Origin of the sequence: Thalassospira xianhensis MCCC 1A02616, from assembly GCF_003326475.1 — a bacterium.
GTDB classification, from domain to species: domain Bacteria; phylum Pseudomonadota; class Alphaproteobacteria; order Rhodospirillales; family Thalassospiraceae; genus Thalassospira; species Thalassospira xianhensis.
In genome coordinates this window covers 60,193-80,166 of sequence record NZ_JPWA01000018.1, presented here as the reverse complement: position 1 = coordinate 80,166, position 19,974 = coordinate 60,193, and the positions used below count along the sequence as shown (strand labels likewise).

General features: G+C 55.4%; 18 protein-coding genes and 1 pseudogene. 9 read left to right on the top strand and 10 right to left on the bottom strand.

Annotated elements, in window-relative coordinates; translation table 11 throughout:
- Positions 1-25: 25 nt before the first annotated feature.
- Both TH5_RS15215 and TH5_RS15210 read left to right on the top strand, forming a co-directional pair.
- Positions 26-1,489: a WecB/TagA/CpsF family glycosyltransferase gene (locus tag TH5_RS15215; protein WP_167443567.1), complete on the top strand. Its 1,464-nt coding sequence runs from the start codon at positions 26-28 to the stop codon at positions 1,487-1,489.
- Positions 1,490-1,539: 50 nt separating this feature from the next.
- Positions 1,540-3,639 (top strand): GumC family protein, encoded by a 2,100-nt coding sequence (locus tag TH5_RS15210; RefSeq protein WP_114122534.1) that lies wholly within the window; start codon positions 1,540-1,542, stop codon positions 3,637-3,639.
- Positions 3,640-3,937: 298 nt separating this feature from the next.
- Here the strand turns inward: TH5_RS15210 and TH5_RS15205 are convergent, their stop codons facing one another.
- Positions 3,938-5,290: an O-antigen ligase family protein gene (locus TH5_RS15205; protein WP_114122533.1), complete on the bottom strand. Its 1,353-nt coding sequence runs from the start codon at positions 5,288-5,290 to the stop codon at positions 3,938-3,940.
- Positions 5,291-5,469: 179 nt separating this feature from the next.
- On the opposite strand from TH5_RS15205, the gene TH5_RS15200 reads away from it, so the two are divergent.
- From TH5_RS15200 to TH5_RS15185, 4 genes are all read left to right on the top strand, one after another.
- On the top strand, positions 5,470-6,450 hold the full coding sequence (locus TH5_RS15200; RefSeq protein WP_244204939.1) for an O-antigen ligase family protein: 981 nt from the start codon (positions 5,470-5,472) through the stop codon (positions 6,448-6,450).
- Positions 6,437-7,768 (top strand): prenyltransferase/squalene oxidase repeat-containing protein, encoded by a 1,332-nt coding sequence (locus TH5_RS15195; protein WP_114122555.1) that lies wholly within the window; start codon positions 6,437-6,439, stop codon positions 7,766-7,768. The genes TH5_RS15200 and TH5_RS15195 overlap by 14 nt, the downstream gene beginning before the upstream one ends.
- Positions 7,769-7,843: 75 nt before the next feature.
- Positions 7,844-10,357: an ATP-dependent helicase HrpB gene (gene hrpB, locus TH5_RS15190; RefSeq protein ID WP_114122531.1), complete on the top strand. Its 2,514-nt coding sequence runs from the start codon at positions 7,844-7,846 to the stop codon at positions 10,355-10,357.
- Positions 10,358-10,445: 88 nt separating this feature from the next.
- Positions 10,446-10,856, top strand: a complete 411-nt coding sequence (locus tag TH5_RS15185) for a VOC family protein (RefSeq protein WP_114122530.1) — start codon at positions 10,446-10,448, stop codon at positions 10,854-10,856.
- Here the strand turns inward: TH5_RS15185 and greB are convergent.
- Complete coding sequence (gene greB, locus TH5_RS15180) at positions 10,841-11,323, bottom strand: transcription elongation factor GreB (RefSeq protein WP_244204938.1); 483 nt, start codon at positions 11,321-11,323, stop codon at positions 10,841-10,843. The genes TH5_RS15185 and greB overlap by 16 nt on opposite strands.
- A 78-nt stretch (positions 11,324-11,401) precedes the next feature.
- The gene (locus TH5_RS15175) at positions 11,402-12,310 is read right to left on the bottom strand and encodes a LysR family transcriptional regulator (RefSeq protein ID WP_114122528.1); all 909 of its coding nucleotides are present in this window, start codon (positions 12,308-12,310) and stop codon (positions 11,402-11,404) included.
- Between the two features lie 97 nt (positions 12,311-12,407).
- Between TH5_RS15175 and TH5_RS15170 the strand changes: the two genes are divergently transcribed.
- Together TH5_RS15170 and TH5_RS15165 are read left to right on the top strand one after the other, a co-directional pair.
- The gene (locus TH5_RS15170) at positions 12,408-12,872 is read left to right on the top strand and encodes an ester cyclase (protein WP_114122554.1); all 465 of its coding nucleotides are present in this window, start codon (positions 12,408-12,410) and stop codon (positions 12,870-12,872) included.
- Positions 12,869-13,792 carry an NADP-dependent oxidoreductase gene (locus TH5_RS15165; RefSeq protein ID WP_114122527.1) on the top strand — a complete coding sequence of 308 codons (924 nt, stop codon included), beginning with the start codon at positions 12,869-12,871 and terminating at the stop codon, positions 13,790-13,792. The genes TH5_RS15170 and TH5_RS15165 overlap by 4 nt, the downstream gene beginning before the upstream one ends.
- Positions 13,793-13,856: 64 nt before the next feature.
- On the opposite strand, the gene TH5_RS15160 is transcribed toward TH5_RS15165, so the two are convergent.
- The 4 genes from TH5_RS15160 to TH5_RS15145 form a co-directional block, all read right to left on the bottom strand.
- Positions 13,857-15,086 (bottom strand): MFS transporter, encoded by a 1,230-nt coding sequence (locus TH5_RS15160; protein WP_114122526.1) that lies wholly within the window; start codon positions 15,084-15,086, stop codon positions 13,857-13,859.
- Positions 15,087-15,165: 79 nt separating this feature from the next.
- Positions 15,166-16,188: a LysR family transcriptional regulator gene (locus TH5_RS15155; RefSeq protein WP_244204937.1), complete on the bottom strand. Its 1,023-nt coding sequence runs from the start codon at positions 16,186-16,188 to the stop codon at positions 15,166-15,168.
- 37 nt (positions 16,189-16,225) lie between these two features.
- Positions 16,226-17,383 (bottom strand): DUF3095 domain-containing protein, encoded by a 1,158-nt coding sequence (locus TH5_RS15150; protein ID WP_114122525.1) that lies wholly within the window; start codon positions 17,381-17,383, stop codon positions 16,226-16,228.
- 33 nt (positions 17,384-17,416) lie between these two features.
- Positions 17,417-17,632, bottom strand: coding sequence for a SlyX family protein (locus tag TH5_RS15145; protein WP_114122524.1), 216 nt, complete (start codon positions 17,630-17,632; stop codon positions 17,417-17,419).
- A 110-nt stretch (positions 17,633-17,742) separates the two neighbouring features.
- On the opposite strand from TH5_RS15145, the gene TH5_RS15140 reads away from it, so the two are divergent.
- Positions 17,743-18,279 carry an SAM-dependent methyltransferase gene (locus TH5_RS15140; protein WP_114122523.1) on the top strand — a complete coding sequence of 179 codons (537 nt, stop codon included), beginning with the start codon at positions 17,743-17,745 and terminating at the stop codon, positions 18,277-18,279.
- A gap of 57 nt (positions 18,280-18,336) precedes the next feature.
- Here TH5_RS15140 and TH5_RS26065 read toward each other — a convergent pair whose 3' ends face one another.
- From TH5_RS26065 to TH5_RS15130, 3 genes and pseudogenes are all read right to left on the bottom strand, one after another.
- Positions 18,337-18,702, bottom strand: a complete 366-nt coding sequence (locus TH5_RS26065) for an NAD(P)-dependent oxidoreductase (RefSeq protein ID WP_258547313.1) — start codon at positions 18,700-18,702, stop codon at positions 18,337-18,339.
- A gap of 30 nt (positions 18,703-18,732) precedes the next feature.
- Positions 18,733-19,239, bottom strand: a pseudogene (locus tag TH5_RS26060) (NAD(P)-dependent oxidoreductase); the annotation flags it as partial.
- 263 nt (positions 19,240-19,502) lie between these two features.
- Positions 19,503-19,916: a tellurite resistance TerB family protein gene (locus TH5_RS15130; RefSeq protein ID WP_082824825.1), complete on the bottom strand. Its 414-nt coding sequence runs from the start codon at positions 19,914-19,916 to the stop codon at positions 19,503-19,505.
- Positions 19,917-19,974: the final 58 nt, after the last annotated feature.

Sequence of the window (19,974 nt, the reverse complement as noted above, 5' to 3'; positions counted from 1 at the left end):
AGACATTGGGGAGAGATCGGCGAGGATGAACAGCGACCGACGGGCATTTTTCGGTCTGACTCTTGATTTGAGCAGGCAGATGGAACTGGCTGACCGTATCTGTGAGCACATCCATCATGAGGTCTGTTTCCGTCACCTGTCGCTAAATGCGGTCAAATTTGCGCAGGCCTGCCGGAACCGAGACCTTTGGAGGATTCTGACGCAGGCCGACTGCCTGTCTGCAGATGGCATGGGGATTGTTTGGGCAGCACGTTTGCTCGGGATTGCGGTACCCGAACGGGTGACGGGTATCGATTTGATGCAAAGCCTTTTGCCAAGGTTTGAGGCGGTCGGGTATTCGGTATTTTTACTTGGCGCACGCGCCGAAGTTCTGGATCGGCTTCAGACAAGACTTCGGCTCGATTTTCCTAATCTGACCATCGTTGGTGCCCATCATGGGTATGAGACGAATGATGCAAAACTGGCTGAAATGGTGCGCAGAAGCAGGGCGGATGCGGTTTTTGTAGCCCTTCCAAGCCCACGCAAGGATGCATTTGTGATCGATTACGGTGCCCAAACCGGATGCAGGTTTGTCATGGGGGTTGGTGGGGCGTTTGATGTGCTTTCTGGTGATATCAAACGGGCACCGAAAATCTGGCAACGATACGGGTTGGAATTCGCATGGCGGATGGTCTGTGCGCCGAGAGTTATGGTGCCGCGCTATGTTTGTGGTCTTGCGTGGTTTGCGCGAATTGTGATTCCTGCTGTTGTGATGCGGTTGAAATGGCGGGTTCTCTTTGCCTGTGTATTCGCAGGTGGGATGTTTGCTTTTGCGTCCCAAGCTGTTGCGCAATCCACTGAACCGCTCACCGTACCATCAAGTCGCATTGACCACAAAATTCCGGAGCTAGCAGCAGAATTGGCAGACTTCCTAGTTTTCAGGACTGCCGGGGTAACTGGTGAAATTGCGTTGGCCGACATCACTCAGGAACTGATCGTTTGGTTGTTTAACGCCCTGACAGATCAAAATGTAGGCAACGCTGGGACACCTGAAGAATGGTTTGGAAATCTCTCCGCAACAGATCTGGTTTCTGTTCTGTCGCTGCTTGAAAACGTTCTTTTCGTCGTGAAAGCGGGAATATCGGTGAGTGGTGTCGGGTTTCTGGTCGAAGCCGTTTTAATAAAATTTGTGTTTCATCTGGTTTCTGCGGACTTCAGTGGTGGGGGAAGTCGTGTGATCGAAGAGCTAAAGCGGCAATCGCCCAATATTTATTCAAGTATGGTCCAAATAAGTTTTGTGGAACAAACTTATCAGCGTTCCAAGCTTCAGGAGCGTGGAGAAGATAAAGGAGAGACCGCTGACGCCGACCACCTTTTTCTCGAATTAAAGTATTCAAAATATTACAGCAACCAGTTGCCGATCGAAAGCCAGCAGACCCCTGTATTTTATGACAAGGAGTTGACCGGGGACGGGCTATACGAAATCCCGCAGTCAGTGAGCCCGAGATGAGAGATGAGCGAGAGTCAGTATCCCGTATCGCATCGAAGCGTTATCTGGAAATGACCATTTCCGATCTTGTGGGGATTTTGTATCGGCGTCGCGGCGTTTTTGCGGTTTCATTCGTCGCCTTGTTGATGATGGCATCCGTTGCGATTTCATTTTTTTCGCCCGTATACAAATCGTTTGCGTCGGTTGGATTTGTTCGGGAAGAACCGGCAACAACACAAACAGATTTCCCAAAAGCGGTTTGGCCAAACGCAGCCGAATTCGTTGAAACCCGAATGGAGATGATTGTTGGCAACGAAACGTTGTCGACGGTTATGTCGATTTTGCGCGGACAAGGTATCATTTTTTCGCAGGAAGCCAACGCGCGGGGAAACTTCCTGCGAAGGATATTCGGCAATGATCAGGGTTTTATCGCATCAGATGCCAAAGTTTCTGACGAAATTGATAAAGATGTCGAAGCTTTGAGAAGACGGATTGATGTAGAGAGGATAGGAAATTCGACCGTCATTCAAATCGGAGTTACGGATGATGATCCTGAACGAGCCTACCAGATCGTGTCGGCGGTGGCGGAGAGCTTTGTTTGGTTGCGAAATAATGAACTTCGTCGGGGGATGGACAACCAGTTAACTGTGATTCAAAGGCAGTTGGACGAAGCTCGAAAGAGGTTGGAAACTGTTGAGCAGCGTCATGCCGACTGGGAAAAGTCTTCCGGTAACATTGCTGATAGAGAAAGAGAACTGATCCTTGAGCGGATTTATGATCTGAATGCCGAACTTGACACTGCCTTTCAGGAAAAAGAAGCGGCAAGGATGCTTTTTGAAAAGCGTCAGGCTGTAAAATCCAGTGAGGAATTGCTGGCTCTTCCCGATATTGCCAAGGACGATCAGGTTCGGGATCTTCAGGTGAAATACGAGGTTTTGCAGCAGAATTACGCCGAATTGGAACAGAGATATCAGCCTGCTCACCCTTCGATGGTTCGTATCTCCGGGGAAATCTGGAGTGTTCAGCAAACCCTTGCAAAGGCACTAGAACGTTCAGCGCGTCAGATTGACTTCGGTAATGCCAATGCTCAGGCTCGCTATGAACTTGTTCTGAAACAGCTTGTGCGATGGAAGAAAGAACTCGTTAAAAAACACGAGGCTTTGGCCGGACAGGGAGTGCTTGAAAGAGATGTCGAGGAAGCAAAGCGGACCGTCGAGCTTTTAGGGGCTCGCGAACAGGAACTTCTATCATCAATTGCCGAGCTGAAGCCCGATACGCTTCTACTGCAGCTTCCTTCAGTACCGCTTTATCCCGAGTTCCCCAGGAAGAACGATCTTTGGATCGCGGGTGTTCTTGTTGCTTTGCTTGTTTCCGTCTTGATCGTGATTTTGCGTGATTATTTTGATCAGGCAATACGGAGTGATGAAGATCTGAAACGTGTTTTTCTTTTGCCAGTGTTAGGGAGAGTGCCGTTAAGTCGCGATGATTCGCAACATCTCGAAATCGGCGAAACGACAGAAGAAGCGTTGGGGCATCTTATTGTCCTGACCGAAATGATGCGAACCGAACCCGATCCTCGACAGCTGGATGCAGGTAAGGCGCAGGTGATTTGCGTCGGCTCGGCAAGTCCAAATGAGGGTAAAAGCCGTCTTTCAGCTCAACTAGCACTGTCATATGCCCGGCGCGGATTTAAGACCCTTTTGCTTGACGGTGATTTGCGACGCCCGGGACATCTTTCGTCTATTGCCGGAATTCCCGACCTTTCAGACGTTTTGATCGGCGAAGAGGATATTTCTGTTCTTGTATCCAAGGTGACCAAGGTTGATCGAAATCTGGATTATCTTGGTGCCAGAGACGGATTGCCTGGTGTGCTGGCAACGCAGTTGATCGAAAGTCGGTTTGGAGCTTTGACTGAAATCATGCGCTCAAGCTATGACAGGATCGTCATTGATACACCGCCCGTTCTTATGGTGGCAGATTCTGTAACCCTGATGCGGTTGGCTGACGTACGGTTGATGGTTGTGCGCAACAATTTCAGTCGACGGCCAGATGTTATGAGAGCACTGGATCAGTTCGGAATCGCTGAATGCTCCCCTGATGGTCTGGTGTTAATGGCCGCTGATACCCCAAAAACGTATGGCTATAGGACTGACACGGTTTGGGGAACATAAAGGATGGGACGTTCTCTGCTTCTTTTGGTCTTTGGCATAATATTGGTGTTGGTCGGAACGGTTGGCTTTGTTCGCGAGTTCGATGTGCTGACCGGAGTAAGGCCAAATGACGTCCAACTGGCACTTCGGGATGGGGACGGTTTGCTTCGCTATGCGGATCGTCAGGAACGATTTGATCTTTTCCGTTCAGGGAACTGGGCAGAGTTGCTGGAAATTCTAAAGAAGCATCAAGAAGATGAACCGTTTGATCCCAACCTGAAGGCCCTGCATGCAGTTGCAAGTACACAAATCGGGGGAGCTAATCCCTTGGCGATAGCGCAGGAGCTGGAAGACGCGGTTCTGATCTCGGGTAACCGTCCAGATATTGTGAGACTTCGCAACCTTGCGCTTTCGGCGCTGCTTCAAGACCGCACAGAACCGATAGGAACGGCAGAATGAGCGCCGGGAGAGAGGCAACCCAGCCAAGACTGGCTATGGTACCGCTCACAATGGCGAGGGTGATCAGCAGAGTTTGGTCCGCTCTGTTTCCCGTGTTTCGGATCGCTCGGCTTAACCGGTACAGGATGAAACCGACAATCAGGATTGTGGTGGGGATGCCGAAAACAAGTGCGGCGTCGAGCCACAGGTTATGGCTGCTGAACCATGCAGCGTTACGGTTCAGACCGGTGATGGCGAAATGATCCATCACCAGTGCGATAGCATCGGGGCCAAAACCGGCAAGCGGGCGATGGGATATCGCGATGAGTGCTGTTTGCCATGCGTCGTCGCGCTGGATCAGATCGGGTCGTGCCAGTTCGGCGAAACGATTGCCGAGGTCAGGTGCCATCGCGGCAATAATTGTCAGGATCGCCAGCATGCTGATGATAATCAGGACAGGATAGGTGGCGCGCCAAATTCCGATCCGGAAACGGGCCGGACGATAAAGGATTGCGAAACCCGCGACTGCGATGGCAAGGGTCATAACGGCACTGCGCGAATGGCTTTCGATCACGGCGGCGGTGAAAATCAGGGCAAAGGCAACCCAGCCGCCTGCATGGTCGATCCGCTGCCCGGTCGTGGTGGCACTTCTGCGGCAAAACAGATAGAGGCAGCACAAGGTGGCAATTGCCATCAACCCGCCAAAGGCATTGCGATTGGCAAAGGTGCCGGTCCAGTCGCCAAGATGGGCCTGCTTGGCAAACCAGTAGGTGGTTTTAAGCGCCATTGCATCGGCAAAGGCCGCAAGGATGGCCTGAATGGATGCGGAAACTACCACGGCGACGGCGATATGGTGGATGAAAGCCGCGCCCTGGTTTCGAGCATTCTGTGCCGCGAGAATGCAGGTTCCAACCAGCCAGACGATATTGCCGATCATGGATTGCCACGCATTCGGATACAGAGCGATACGGGGCGCATCAAAGGGCAGGGGCTGGAGAGGCCAGATTGGTATTGCCTGCAATACCAGCCAAAGAGAAACAAGTGCCCCGGCGAGGACAATCTGCCGAATGCCTGGGGTGAGTTCCATCCTGCTGCGCCATCCGGTGACGATCAGCCCGATACCGGTCAGAATGGTCAGAACCGCCATCGCCCATGGCCGCGCTCCGCCCAGCAGAAGCGGTGCCAGAACGATTTGCGATGTCAGACAGAATTGTCCCAGTCGTGGCATCGGCATCCCGAAAATATCCGTGAATACAATACTATCACGATAACGGAGTTTTGCGGGTTTGTCCTGTGGTGTGGTGGGACCAGTTTCGGGTGGGGATGTTTATGGCCGAGCTGAACCTGAAGTCGGATCGGGCCGCGTCCCTAACAGGTGTTTCTATACTTGTCATCTTGCCGGGTACTTGCGCAATGCTGGTATCCCTTTGGCTGACCGGGTTCGGCGGGGTGGCGCCGAAGCTTGTTTTGATTGGTTTCTGGGGGATTTGGGTTTTTCCTGCGGTTTTCCGGGCCCGATTAAAGGGCGATGGATTGGTCGCCGGTCTTTTGTTGTGTGGGTTGATCGCGGTTGTCGGGGCTGGCGATGGTGATAGTGACGAGAAGCTGCGGCTGATCGGCAATCTTTTGATCCTGCCGCTGGGGCTGGTTTGCGGGATTTGTCTCGGGCGGGAGTGTTTGCACGTCATGGTGCCCGCACTTGCGGTTTATCTGCCGGTTGCCAGTGTTTTTCAGGCAACGCACGAGGGATGGCGGCTTAATCACCCGTTTTTGTTTCTGGGGTTGTTTGTGCTGGCCTGTGTGATGGCGCGGCCTGCACGTGGTGTGATCGGCGTGATCAGCGGCATTGCCGTCTTGCTCAGCCAGACGCGGATTGCGGTTCTGGCACTTGTGATTGTTTTGCTTGGGCGGGGGCGGTTTTCGCATGCGATGACCTGGCTTTTGGGGATACCGGTTTTGCTCGGCGCAATTGTGATGGCAGCTATCTGGCTGCCGCGTCTTCTGATGACCCATGGCAGCGGGAGATTGGCGTTCTGGAAGATGTTTTGGGATGATTGGTTACAGGCTGACACCGTTCAGCAGTGGCTTGGTTTTGGCGCGGGAAGTGTAGAGGCAGTTTTGCAGCGGTTGCCATCTGCAGCGGCTTTTGGCGCGCTTCATAACGACCATTTCCGCATCCTGTTCGAGACGGGATTGATCGGTATAATCCTTTGGGTGATGGGCTGGGGGATGCTGATATGGCTTGCGCGGGGGTCGCGGGTGGCTGTCTGTATTCTGGCATCGGTAGCTGTAACCATGGTGACGGATAATACGCTTTCATACGGGCATTACCTGATTTGTTGCGGGATGGCGGCGGGGATTGCCATGCGGGAGAATGCCGATGCAAGGCAATGATCTGATTGCGGTGCGTGATCGTGTTCTTGCGGGGATTGTTCACACCGACTTCGCCGGCGCCGATCCGTTCGACGGGCTTGAAAGCCGGTTATTCCGGGCAAGTGGTTTGGGACGGTTTCGCATGGCGCGGCTGGTGTGGTTGCAGGCGATAAAGCGTGGGCCGCGGGCATTGCGCCACATCGCGATCATTCCGGTTTTGCAAAACCCGAAAACATTGGCATTGCTTTTGGGGGCAGGCGATGGTGTTCGGCTTTGTGACGTGGCCGTAAGGCTTTGCCAGATGCAAAACGCCGATGGTGGATGGGGATATCCGTTTGCATGGCAGGCGCGCGCCTTTTATGTGTCATGCGGTGCGTCCAATGCGATTGTTACGAGCTTTGTCGTTGATGCGCTAATGGCGCGCGGTATGTCGCCAACCGATCCGGTGATGCAACGTGCCGCGGGGTTTTTGCGTGGGCTTTGGCGGGATGGGTATTTTGCCTATGTCGGCCAAGGGCATGCAGAAATCCATAATGCCAGCCTTTGGACAGCGTGGGCGTTACATCGGATTGATCCGGGTAATGAGATCAGCCAGAAGGCGGTTGCGCGGGTTTTGACCGCACAGCGGTCCGATGGGGCGTGGGAATATGGCACGCGGGCGCATCATCGATTTATTGATGGCTTTCATACCGGGTACATCCTTGATCTTCTTGATCGGGTTCGTGCATCCGGGATGGTCGGGTTGGATGACGCGGTCATGCGCGGATATGTGTTTTATCGTACCGAATGCTTTGATGCGACCGGCCATCCGCGCAGCTTTGCCTGGCGGGATGGGTATCTTGATTGTCATGCGGTGGCACAGGCAATTGCGACACTGTGCCGGTTTGGGGAACTGAACGCGGCACAGAAGATTGCCGATTGGGCATGTCATGCATTGTTTGATACCAAACGCGGTGTTTTTTATGCCGGGATCGGGTGCCTTGGCGTGGATCGTCGTAATTATATGCGCTGGACGCAGGCCTGGATGGTCTGGGCATTGTCGATTGTGATAGAAAAGGCGGCGATGGAACACACATTGAACCCTTTGTTGCCGTTAACTTTCGAGCATCCTGATCCGGCCCGGCCGGGGAAGGAAGAAGCCCTTCGTGCGCTTTCCGAGGAGGCCTTCCTCGATCTTTTTAAGATCACCCGGATCGAGGCGCAGAAAATGCGCACAAGTGGTGATATGGAAGAGCTTTATGGGCTGACGCGCGGGCTTAAAACCCTGCAACGGATTGGTGGGGAGCGGGGGATTATCCTGAATGCGCGGCGGATTGAGGTGAGTACCAGAGACACCTAACCTTGCCCGTTTGAGCATTTTGGGAAATAACCGGTGCAGATACCGGTCCCCAAGCCAGAAATCAGAAAGCCGTTCATGCCCAAAGCCTTTCCCGTCCTTCCGATTGATGCCGTTCTGCCCGACCTTTGTGCCGCGCTGGAAACCGGTACCAATGCTGTTTTGCAGGCCCCGCCGGGGGCAGGGAAAACCACGAAGGTGCCGTTGGCGTTGCTGGAAAGTGTATGGCGCGATGATCAGAAGATCGTGATGCTCGAACCCCGGCGGCTTGCCGCGCGGGCGGCAGCGCGCCGGATGGCACAGTTGCTGGGCGAAAGCGAGGGCGAGACAGTCGGTTATCGCGTGCGGTTTGACAGCAAGGTTTCCGCCAGAACCCGTATCGAGGTTGTGACCGAGGGTATTCTGGTGCGCATGATCCAGGATGATCCGGAGCTATCAGGCATTAGCTGCGTGATTTTTGATGAATTTCACGAACGGTCGCTTGATGCCGATCTGGGATTGGCATTGGCTATGGAAACACAGGCCGCCCTTCGCGATAATTTGCGCATTGTCGTGATGTCAGCAACCCTTGATGGCGATCCGATTGCGGCCCTGATGGGCGGTTGCCCGGTGATCACCAGCGAAGGCCGCGCCTTTCCGGTCGAAACAAAATATGTCCCGATCCGACCTGATGCGTGGATTGATCGAGAAATGACGGCGACGATCCGGTTGGCACTTCGCGAGGAAAGCGGGTCAATCCTGGCCTTCCTGCCGGGGCAGGGGGAAATCACGCGGGTTGAGGCGGCGTTGAAAGACGGGCTTGATCCATCGGTGATCATTGCGCCGCTTTATGGCGCGATGGAAACCAGGGCACAGGACATTGCGATTGAGCCAGCACCCGATGGCATGCGCAAGGTGGTGCTGGCGACTGCGATTGCCGAAACGTCATTAACCATTGATGGCATTCGGGTGGTGGTCGATTGCGGATTGCAGCGTTTGCCAAGATTTGACCCGGCATCGGGCATGACGCGGCTGGTGACGGTCAAATCATCGCAGGCCAGTGCCGAACAACGTCGCGGTCGTGCCGGACGATTGGAGCCAGGCGTATGTTATCGCCTGTGGGCAGAAGCCGAACATCGCGCCCGTCCGCCTTTTACCACGCCGGAAATTGCTGATGCCGATCTGGCGCCGCTGACGCTGGAGCTCGCCCGCTGGGGCGTGTCTGATCCGGCAAGCCTGCCGTGGCTTGATCAGCCCGACGGGGCAAAGATCGAACAGGCACGTGATGTGTTACGGCGGCTTGAGGCGATTGACGATGCTAACCGGATCACGCCAATGGGAACTGCGATGGCCGGATTGCCAGTGCATCCGCGGTTGGCACATATGATGTTGCGTGGCGCGCGCCTTGGACTGGGCGAGGTTGCCTGTGCGCTGGCAGCACTTTTGTCGGATCGGGATTTCATGCGCGGGCGTGGGGCGGATTTAAGGCTTCGGGTCGAGGCGATTTTGGCCCGCAAGGCCCCAAAAATGATCACGGAAACCGCAAGACAGCTTGCACGGCGACTGGGTGATACCGCGAAGAAAGATGCCTGCAAAGCGGGCAATCATGACCCCGCTGGCCCCGATGATCCTGTTGATCATGCCGATCAGGTCGGGTTGCTTCTGGCCTTTGCCTATCCCGACCGGATTGGCGAACGGCGCAAGGGGACTGATGCGCGTTATCGTCTGTCGGGCGGGCGTGGCGGGATACTGGCCAATGACGATGCATTGGCGAACGAACCCTATATCGCGGTGGCGGAGCTTGACGGGCAGGCGCGCGAAGCACGGATTTACCTTGCCGCACCGTTATCGCGCGCGAGTCTTGAAACCCATTTCGCCGATCAGATTTCCGAAGGGACAGAGGTCTTCTGGGATGCGCAAAGCGATGCGGTTCAGGCGCGCTGGCAAAGGCGGATCGGCGCGCTGGTGCTTGATGAAAAAAACACCCGTGACGAAGCCGGACCGGATGCGATTGCAACTGCGATGATCGAGGGCATTCGTCGCCTTGGCCTGCATTGCCTACCGTGGGACAAAGCAGCCGAAGGATTGCGCGAACGGATGGCGTTCCTGCACCGGGTCGATCCGGAAAACTGGCCTGATATGGGCGACGATGCGCTTTTGGGCAGGCTTGAGGATTGGCTGATGCCATATCTTGGCGGGATCAATAAACGCAGCCAGCTTAAACAGGTCAATCTGGCCGAGGCATTGGTATCGGGCATTGACTGGAACAGGCGCCAAGAGCTTGATCGTCTGGCACCGACCCACTGGACCGTGCCGACCGGATCACACATCCGCATTGATTATAGTGCTGAAACACCGGCGCTTCCGGTCCGGTTGCAGGAAATGTTTGGCGCGACCGAAACCCCCAAAATCGCCGGGGGCAAGGTGGCGGTGACGTTGCATCTGCTGTCGCCAGCACAAAGGCCGCTTCAGGTAACGTCTGATCTGGTCGGGTTCTGGAACGGCTCCTATGCGCAGGTCAAGGCCGAGATGAAGGGACGTTATCCCAAACATTACTGGCCCGACGACCCGTTGCAAGCCGAACCGACTAGACGGGTTAAAAGCCGGATGTGAGAAGACGGCCTTATCGGGCGCGGCAGGGGCTATACGCGTGTGGCGCAGGCGGGCATAATCGTGCCGCGATTTTGCGTTTAACAGGATCATGATGATCACAGCCGCCACACCGCTTTTAAACGTTGCCGAGATTCACCGCAGCATCGATTTTTACCGTTTGCTGGGTTTTGAGGTGGTGGCGCGTACCTTGTCCGACCTGGATGAGCAACCGGTCTGGGCGATGCTGGAGGCAGGTAACGGGGATACCAGAATACGTTTGATGCTGGCCGCGCATGGCGGTGTTTCACATGAAGAACGCCGGATGCGGCCATCCTTTGCCGGGCTGGTCTGGTATCTGGAATGCAATGATGTTTACGGCATGTTTGACGCGCTAAACGATGCCGGGTTCAAGCCAGAGCCGGTGACGGAGCTTGAGGACGGCACGCATCAGTTCTTTGTCCGTGATCCGGACGGATATGAAATTGCGGTGACAGAACCCAATGGTTACACGGTCGGGTAGCTGATTTTCAGGACTTCAAGCTCGTCCTCGCCTGCTGGCGTGCGTAGCGTCACCACATCACCGACACCGGCTTTCATCAGGGCGTGTGCGACGGGTGAAATCCAGCTTATTTTGCCTTTGAGGCTTTCGGCCTCGTCCTCGCCAACGATGCGGATGGTGACTTCTTCGTCCCGTGCATTCACATAGGTGACCGTGGCACCAAAGAAGACGTGGCTGTGGTCGGGTTGTTCGCGCGGATCAACTAAAACTGCGTCCTCTATCCGTTTGCGCAGATACCGCACCCGGCGATCAATTTCGCGCAGGCGTTTCTTGCCATAGATGTAATCACCATTTTCCGACCGGTCGCCATTGCCTGCCGCCCATGAAACCACGGCAACGGTTTCGGGTCGTTCCTTCTTCCACAGATGATCAAGTTCGGTGCGAAGGGCTGCGAGCCCTTCGGGGGTCATGTAAATCGGTCTGTCCATTAACGGGTTTTAGCTTAACGCCATGTCGCGGGAAAGAGGCGATTTGGGTCGGCGGTGTAGCAGATACCGGGCATCTTGTTATTCATCAAGCGGCAGGCCCGCGACAAAATCGCGCAGCCAGCGTTGTGCGGGATGGACATCATTGCGGCGATGCCAGGACATGGTGAAGCCAATCGGATCAAGATCGAAGGGAAGCGATCGAATGGCAAGAGCATCGGCCTGGCCAGACGCTGGAATGACGCCAGCCATCAGGGTCGCGATCAGATCGGAGCGCGCAATCACAAGCGGGGCGGCGTACATCGTTGGCAGGGTCACGGCAAGGCGGCGTTTATGGCCCATTTTTGCCAATGCCGCATCCACCAGACCAAAGCGGTCATTTTCCGGTGATACCAGCAAATGCGATAGCGACAGAAAGGCTGGAAGATCCAGCGGTGCCTTGGCAGCAGGATGGTCGCGACGCATCACGCAGACAAAGTTTTCGGAAAAAAGCGGCTGGGTCAGGATGCGGCCGGTTTCAGAAGGCGGTACGCCAATCGTTAGGTCGGCTTCCCCCGCGTCAAGCAGGGTAATGGCGTCATCCCGGGCGGTGAAATTGCCGATCCGCAGCGTGATGCCCGGTGCCTTCTGACGCAGCGCATCAAGCAACACCGGTAGGACTTTGAAGGTCGGATGATCCGAAAGTGCTATGGAAAAGGTCGCGGTGGACGTCGTCGGATCAAACGTCTGGGTGAATTCAAGCGTGCGCTGAATTTCGGCCAGTGCATGGCCGAGTGGTTCGGCAAGATCAAGGGCACGCGGGGTTGGCTGTAAACCCGCAGGGCTGCGGATGAAAAGTTCATCATTAAGCAACCCACGTAGTCGCGATAGTGCGGCACTCATGGCTGGTTGAGTGCGGCCAATACGAATGCCCGCACGCGTGACGCTACGTTCTTTCATCAGCGCGTCGAAGGCCACCAGAAGATTGAGGTCGATACCATGTAAATCCATGAGATGGATGTTGTCACATGTTTTATATTGATTTCAAGTATGCCGAGAGGGTCGGTAGCATTTCCCCATATCCAACAATCCTGAATGGGAAATGAAAATGACGGATCAAATCAATACGCCCGCGATTACCGGGGTATCAGACCCGGATCGCAAGGCCATCGAAGCACTGTACCGGGCTTTCAGCGAAGGTGCCGACTTTTTGGATGAGGCGGTTTGCAGCGACTGGCAGGATATCCCGCTGGCCCCCGGGCAGGAACCGGGACGCGACGGCATGAAGCCGCTGATCAGGGCGTTTCAGGCTGCCTTTCCAGACGTGAAAATAATCGTCCACGAAATGATTGGCGGACCGGGCCGGGTTGCCGTGCGGGCGGAAATCATCGGCACGCATTCAGGCGAATGGTTCGGGATTGCGCCGACAGGCAGGGCATTTCGCATGCCGATCCACGAATTCCATTATGTCGAAAACGGCAAAGTGACCCATACGTGGCATCTGGAAGACTGGCTTGGCTGGTTGTATCAGGTGGGCGCATGGCCCATCACTGATCAGGAGGCCTCGCAATGAAAGCCGTTAGACTTGATGATTACAATACGGCACCTGTCATCCGCGATATTGCCACACCGGAAATCGGCCCGGAGGACGTGCTGGTCCGGGTCGGGGCCGCAGCTCTTAATCCGCTGGATATCAAATTGCAAAGCGGCGTGTTGCAGGGCTATTTCCCGCTGGAATTCCGATACACGATGGGATCAGATATTTCCGGGATGATCGAGGACGTCGGCGCAAATGTGATCGGCTGGCAGAAAGGTGATAAGGTTATTGCCCGGCTTGATCCGGTCGCAGGTGGTGCCTTTGCCGGGTTCGCCTGTGTTCCGGCAAATTGCCTTGTGAAGCTACCTGAATACATGCCGCTTGAAGTGGCCGCAGGCATTCCGACGGCGGCGGGAACAGCGTGGCAGGTGCTGTTCGAGCTGGGCGACCTTGGTGTCGGGCAGACCGTTCTGATCCATGCCGGGACAGGCGGGGTGGGTAGCTTTGCCATCCAGTTCGCCCGCGCGGCAGGTGCACGCGTGATTGCAACCGCATCCGGGGATGGGATCGACATTGCGCGGACATTGGGCGCAGATCAGGTGATTGATTATCGTCATGCCGATTTTGCGGAAATGCTTTCGGATATCGATCTGGTGGTTGACACCATTGGCGGCGAAACACAGCAAAAATCGTTTGGTGTTTTGCGAAGCGGCGGCAGGCTGCTATCGCTTGTTGCCCCGCCGGACGAGGCTCTGGCACATGCGCATAATGTCAATGCGCAGTTTGTGTTTCATATGTCTGACGGGGAACGGTTGGCGCGGGTTGTTTCAGCGATACACGAGAATAAAGTGAAGGTCCTGATCGACCGGACCGTGCCAATCGATCAGTTCGGCGATGCATTTACCCGGCAAGCATCGGGCCGGGCGCGCGGCAAGATCATTGTGACGATGGTTTAATATGAGAAAACCGTGACACAGACTGTCTGTGTCACGGCTTTTGTTTTCTGAGGATCGTCACTGGTCAGGCGTTGGCTTCGACCCGAAGGGCTTTGTCGTCAATCGGCATATGCACGAGGGCGGCAAAGATGCCAAGCGCGATGGAAGCGATCCAGACACCATCGAAACTACCGGTCAGATCAAAGATGATTCCCCCCATCCATGCGCCAAAGAACGCACCGATCTGGTGGGACAGCATGACAATGCCAAACAGCGTTGCCATATAGCGCGGGCCGAAAACCTGCACGATGATGCCACTGGTCAACGGCACGGTCGACAGCCACAAGGCCCCCATCACCGCCGAGAACAGCCAGATGGTTTCAGCGCTTTTGGGTGCAATCATAAAGATCAGAATGACCACTGCTCGCATGCCGTAAATAAACGACAGGCCCCATTTTTTTCGCCATTTGCCGCCTGCCCAACCGGCGGTCAGGGTGCCGACAATGTTAAACAGGCCAACAATGGCAAGTCCCTGTGCCGCGACCGAACCGGGTAACCCGCAAAGCTGGGTAAAGGTCGGAAGGTGGGTGGCGATCACCGCAATATGGAACCCACAGACAAAGAAACCGGCATTCAGCAGCAGGAAACCGCGATGTTTGCGCGCCTCGTGGAAGGCGGCGACCAGCCCGCTCGGGCCAAGATCGACCCCACCCGAATTGGGGCCGTGGGCCTCGGCCTTGCCCGTAAGTGCAAAGGCAAAGGGCACGATGATCATTGACATGACGGCAAGGATTGCAAGGGCAGAGACATAGCCGACACTGTCATTCAGAAACTGGGTTGTCGGGGCCATCACAAACTGACCAACCGAGCCCCCGGCAGATGCAAGTCCAAGGGCGAAGCTTCGTTTATTCGGCGGGAAGGCACGGCTGATGGCGGACAGAATGACCGGGAAGCTGGTCGCACCGACACCTGCCCCGATCAGGAAGCCTGATGTCAGATGCAGTTCCAGTGGTGAGGTCGAGGTGCCCATCAGATACAGGCCCAGCGCATAAAACGCTGCGCCACCGATCAAGGTGCGGGTTGTGCCATAGCGATCAGCAAGGGCACCGGCAATCGGGGCGGCAACGCCCCACATCAGGTTCTGAATGGCAAAGGCCAGTCCAAACGTGGAAGCACTCCAACCGGTGGCAGTCAGCATATCAGGGATAAACAGGCCGAGCGACGGGCGAATGCCAAGATTGACTGCCAGAACAAGACAGCCAGCGACAAGAACAAGCCAGGGAAACCACCTGGCGGTGCGAAGAGTGGGGCTCATCGGTCTACTCCGGAGCGGATTTCAACAATTGTTCCAATTTTGAACGCGGTGGTGCAATGCGTCCAATTCATTCGGATCATTATACTGATAACATTTGTGCATTATCTTCTGGCAGAGGGTCGGATATTGCTCCGGCTTCGACGACAATTTTGCCAACAGCATCAATGATATCATCAAGATCAGTATTGGCTTGGCGGCGGATCAGCATGATCCCCATATCCCAGTTCATGCCGGGAATATCGAGGATGCGGATGCGGTTTGCCGCCGGGCTGTGCATGCAGAAACGCCGCGCCATGATGCCGTATCCTGCCCCGGCGGCAACCATTTCGATCTGCAATTCAAGGGCGGAAACTTCGAGCACGGATTTGAACTGTACCCCGTTCTGACGCGCCCACGCATTGCCAAGTGCCCGGAAAGTGCAGCCCTCCGGCATCAGGACCATTGGATGTCTGGCCAGTTCGGCAATGTTCTTGGGGTGGTGTTTCTCTGATCGTGGCCCTATGGCAACGATCTGGTCATCAAGAAGCTTTTGCGCGCGCAGACTTGCCGGTATATCGCGGACATCAATCCCGCCGACTGTGCCATGCGGTCCGTCAAGCGACAGCATGGCATCAATTTCACCCCGACGCATCAGTGGCAACAGTTCGCTGGACCAGCCGCTTTTAATCGTAAGGGACATGTCGGGAAAACGTGTGTGCAGGTCGCGCAGTTCACGTGCCGCCAGAAGCGGTGCAGCCCCATGACTGACGCCAAGGCGGAACGGGCCGATTGCGGTATTGTTGCCGGTGATGCTTTCGGTGAAACCATCAAGGCGGCGCAAAAGATCTCGGGCTTCGGCCAATGCACGATGCCCGGCGGAGGTCGGCTGCAACGGTTTCAATGACCGGTCAAAAAGCTGTGTGCCAATGCGTTCTTCAAGGCGCTGGATGCGGCGCGTGATGGCAGGCTGCGTCAGGCCAAGATGGGCGGCGGCCCCGTGAAAGGATTTTTCATCGGCAACGGCAATCAATGCCTGAAGTTCGCGGGTATCCATGGCGGTCACCTGTTTTCGCAAAAGACGTGTCAGGATCGCGCAAACCGATGTTTGATGCAAGAAAGGCATCAAGATTTTACGCCGATGCGAACCTTGCATGATTAGACTATGCTGCGGGCTTTTTCATCTTGGCCTTGCAGATGCTGGCCGCGGCGGTATAACCGCCATCGGCACCATCCAGAAAATGCAGGTGGGAGTCCGTGGCAATATCGGGAACGATACAGGTCATCAGGGCTTCGTCCTGCTGCTTTATTCCAAACCAGATATCGCCGTTGTTTTCTGCGTCTGACAGCAGGCTCTCAATCTGGCTGATTTGGGACGCAGAGCAATTCAGTGTCAGCCAGATGCCATCACCAAAGCGTCGGAAGTCGGTATTGAGTTTGGTTTGTTCGCGGTAATGGACCGGATCGAAATCGCCAAGTTTGCGGCCGGTTTTAAACAGAAACAGGGCAACGCAGGAAATAAAAAGTGCCTTCAGCCATGCGCGAAACTTTGACCCTTCGGTCCCTTGTGTTGCCAGTGCTTCAAGGCGCAGGCTTTGCCATCCAAGCCGGAAATCCGGGCCGGATTCCGGGATCGGATTGCTTTCACGCTGATCCTGTTCAAGGATGCCAAACAGCGTGGTTGCGCACAGGTCAAAACGGGCCAGATCATCGCGGGGCAGCATGATCAGCGACAGGATTTTGCAGCCGTCCTCTGCCGGGACTGGCGACCATCGGCATGAAAGGCCGGTCAGATCGGGCTGTGTTCCAGACGGGGCAGGCGCAATCAGGTTATGGCCCAGTTTCATCTGGTCTTCGGCCCAGGAAATGCCGCGTCCGGAAAATACCGCATAGGCAAGCTTTTTAGATGCGAGAAAACGGGCGACCCGGACGTTACGGCCATTTTGGCGGATGTCATCAATACGGATCAAAGCAACCCGTAAATCAAAGCCCAGTTCTTCCTTGGCCCAGATGGCGGTCGCGGCAAGAGCATCGCGGACGGCGGAAGCCTTGTCGGGTGGGCAGGCAATCGCCGCACCGTCCCCACCAAAGATGAACGGAAAGTCGGAATGCCCGATCGCATTGGTAGCAGCGGCAATGATCGAGGCCCCAACCATGTTGACTTCCTTGTAACGCCCGGCGGCAATCGCCTTGGTTGATCCGACAATATCGGATGTGCCAACCCACCAGTCATCGGGCAGTTCGTGATAGACCGACGGGTCAAGAACCTTGGCGAAATCGTCGAACACCGGGATGTCGAGATAGGGGTTGGTCACGGGCATCTCTGTGTTTGGCGGGGCCAGTTCTTGGCACCACTAATAATGGGGAGGGGGTGCATCATCTTCTGGTGATGTACGTAGGAAGTCGACAAGCCGTTTAATATCTTCGGCCATTAATTTATTGCGCCGTTCCAGCAGGTCGATCCGGTCCCACTGCGATTTGATCATGTCGGACATATCATGCATCGAGCTTTCGAGATGGGCGATGTGGATTTCAAGTTCGTCGATACGGTTGCTTGCGTCTTGGCTCATGGCGCGATGGTTGTCCCGCTTGGATAGGTGAAAACTTGCCGGGGACAATGCCCTGTGGCAGGAGTAAGTCCCCAACCTAGCACAGATCAGAAAGATTGGTTAGCCAGCCCATGAGTGAATTATCCATCCTTGTCATTCTTGGCGTCGTTATCGCGCTGATACTGATCTATGCCATCCGATTGCGTGCAGTACCAATGCCAAGTGGTCGCAAGGCACGAACGGAAATCATATCCTATCTGCCCAAGGAACCCTGCCGGGTGGCCGATTTCGGTTCGGGGTGGGGAGATTTGGTGATCAGCATTGCGCGCGCCCGACCCGACGTTACCGTGACCGGGATCGAACTATCGCCCTTGCCCTATGCGGTCAGCCGCATTCGTGCACGGCTCGCACAGCTTGAAAACCTCTCGCTGGTGCGCGCGGATTTTCGAACGCGTGATCAGGATCCGGGGGATGTTGTTGTGTGCTTTCTTGATCCGCGCGTGATGACGGATGTTGGGGATGTGTTAAGCCAGCGGATGACACCGGGCGGGATTGTGATTTCACGCGCTTTTGCCATTCCAGGCTGGCAGGCCTTTGGCGAAGTCCCGATGCAGTCGGGATCGGATATGCTTTACCTGTACCGAATGGGATCGCATCTGTCAGGATGAGGCGCTGCTTGGCTTGCAAAAAGCAGGGTCGCCCGAGGCCCCCCTGCTTTTTGCATGTCATTCTTCTTCGTAAATCTTGATCAGGGCGGAATGGTCAAGATCGCCGCCGCCCATTTCGATCAGTTCTTCGTAAAGTTCAAGGGCGAGCCGCGAGAAGGGCAGTTCAAGGCCCAGTTCGCCTTCGGAAAATTCAAGCGCCTGATACAGGTCCTTGCGCTGGGTCACGACCTTGCCACCTGGTTCGAAATTGCGTTCGATCATGCGTTCGCCGTGCTTTTGCAGGATCGCGGAATCCGCAAAGCCACCGGTCAGCGCGGAGCGCAATTTGTGCAGATCGACCCCGGCCTCGTCCGCCATGGAAAAGGCTTCGGCAATGGCACCGATGGTGATGCCGACAATCATCTGGTTGGCTGCTTTTGCGATCTGGCCTGATCCGATTTCCCCGACATGGGTAACGCGTGATCCAAGAACGCCAAAGACACGCTGGACACGTTGAAAATCTTCTTCTTCAGCACCGACCATGATGGTGAGCGTACCGTTTTCAGCCCCGTGTGTTCCGCCTGATACCGGGGCATCGATCCAGTGGCCGCCTGCTTCTTCGACTGCATCGGCAAAGCGCCGCGTCGCATCGATGGCGGTTGTGCCCATATCGACAACGATGGTGCCTTCTTCCATGCCATCAATCACGCCGTCTTCGCCAAGTAGGACATTTTCAAGCGCTTCGGTATTGGCGACACAGATGATGACGATATCGGCATCCGCGGCGGCATCAGCCGGCGTCGGAGCGGTTGCAACGCCCAGATCGTCAAAGGCATTGAGCGTTTCGGGATTACGCGTATTGACGGTCAGGATCGCGCCAGCCTTTTCAAGATTGAGCGCCATGGGGCGGCCCATCAGTCCCAAACCGATGAATGCGATATTTTCCCCGGCAAGTGCGGTCATAACGGTGTTCCTTCGTTTTGGCCAACGCGTGGGCCTTCAATGTGACTGTCAAAAGCGATTAGACGATCAAAAACATCCCGGTTCGGGGAACCGGGCGGGCGGCAGTAAAAATGCAGGTGCGGCCATAACATGGCGGTCTGACAAAGAAAGCAGCAATTCAAGGCACTTGCCTGATGTTATGCGCGTTTCGTTCGGATTCCGTCACTGTCGGCCGACGCTATGTCGTCGGAATGGAAATTATGTGGTCGTTCTGTGCTGTCTTCGCTTTTATCTTCACGGACCTAGAATTCGCCAGGGCGGACATAACGCGCGGCCATCGCGCGTTCAATGGCTGCACCTACAAGACGGTCGATATCAAGCCGGTGACGTATCAGTTCGAGAATGCGAAGTTCTTCTTGGCTGATTTCGCTGTCAGACAGGACAATTTCACAGGCAAAGACATAGGCTGTTTCGCGCAATTTGCGCGGCAGAGCTTCGCGGATCATATCCAGCGTGCTGTCGAGCCCGTCTTCTTCGGCAAGCAACTTGGCACAGTCACGTGCAACTGCGGTAACACCGTCATTGTCAAAACCGGCAAAAATCGGAAGGTAACGAACCCGACGCCCCATTGCGGAAAGTTCTGCGTCGGTAATATCGTTATCCGAGGCCGAAACCATAACCATTGTGTAAATCAAGGCGTCCTGATGCGAGATCACGATGATTACTCCTTTTCCGGGTGACTGACCGTTAACGGATATTCCCGCCGAACGTCGA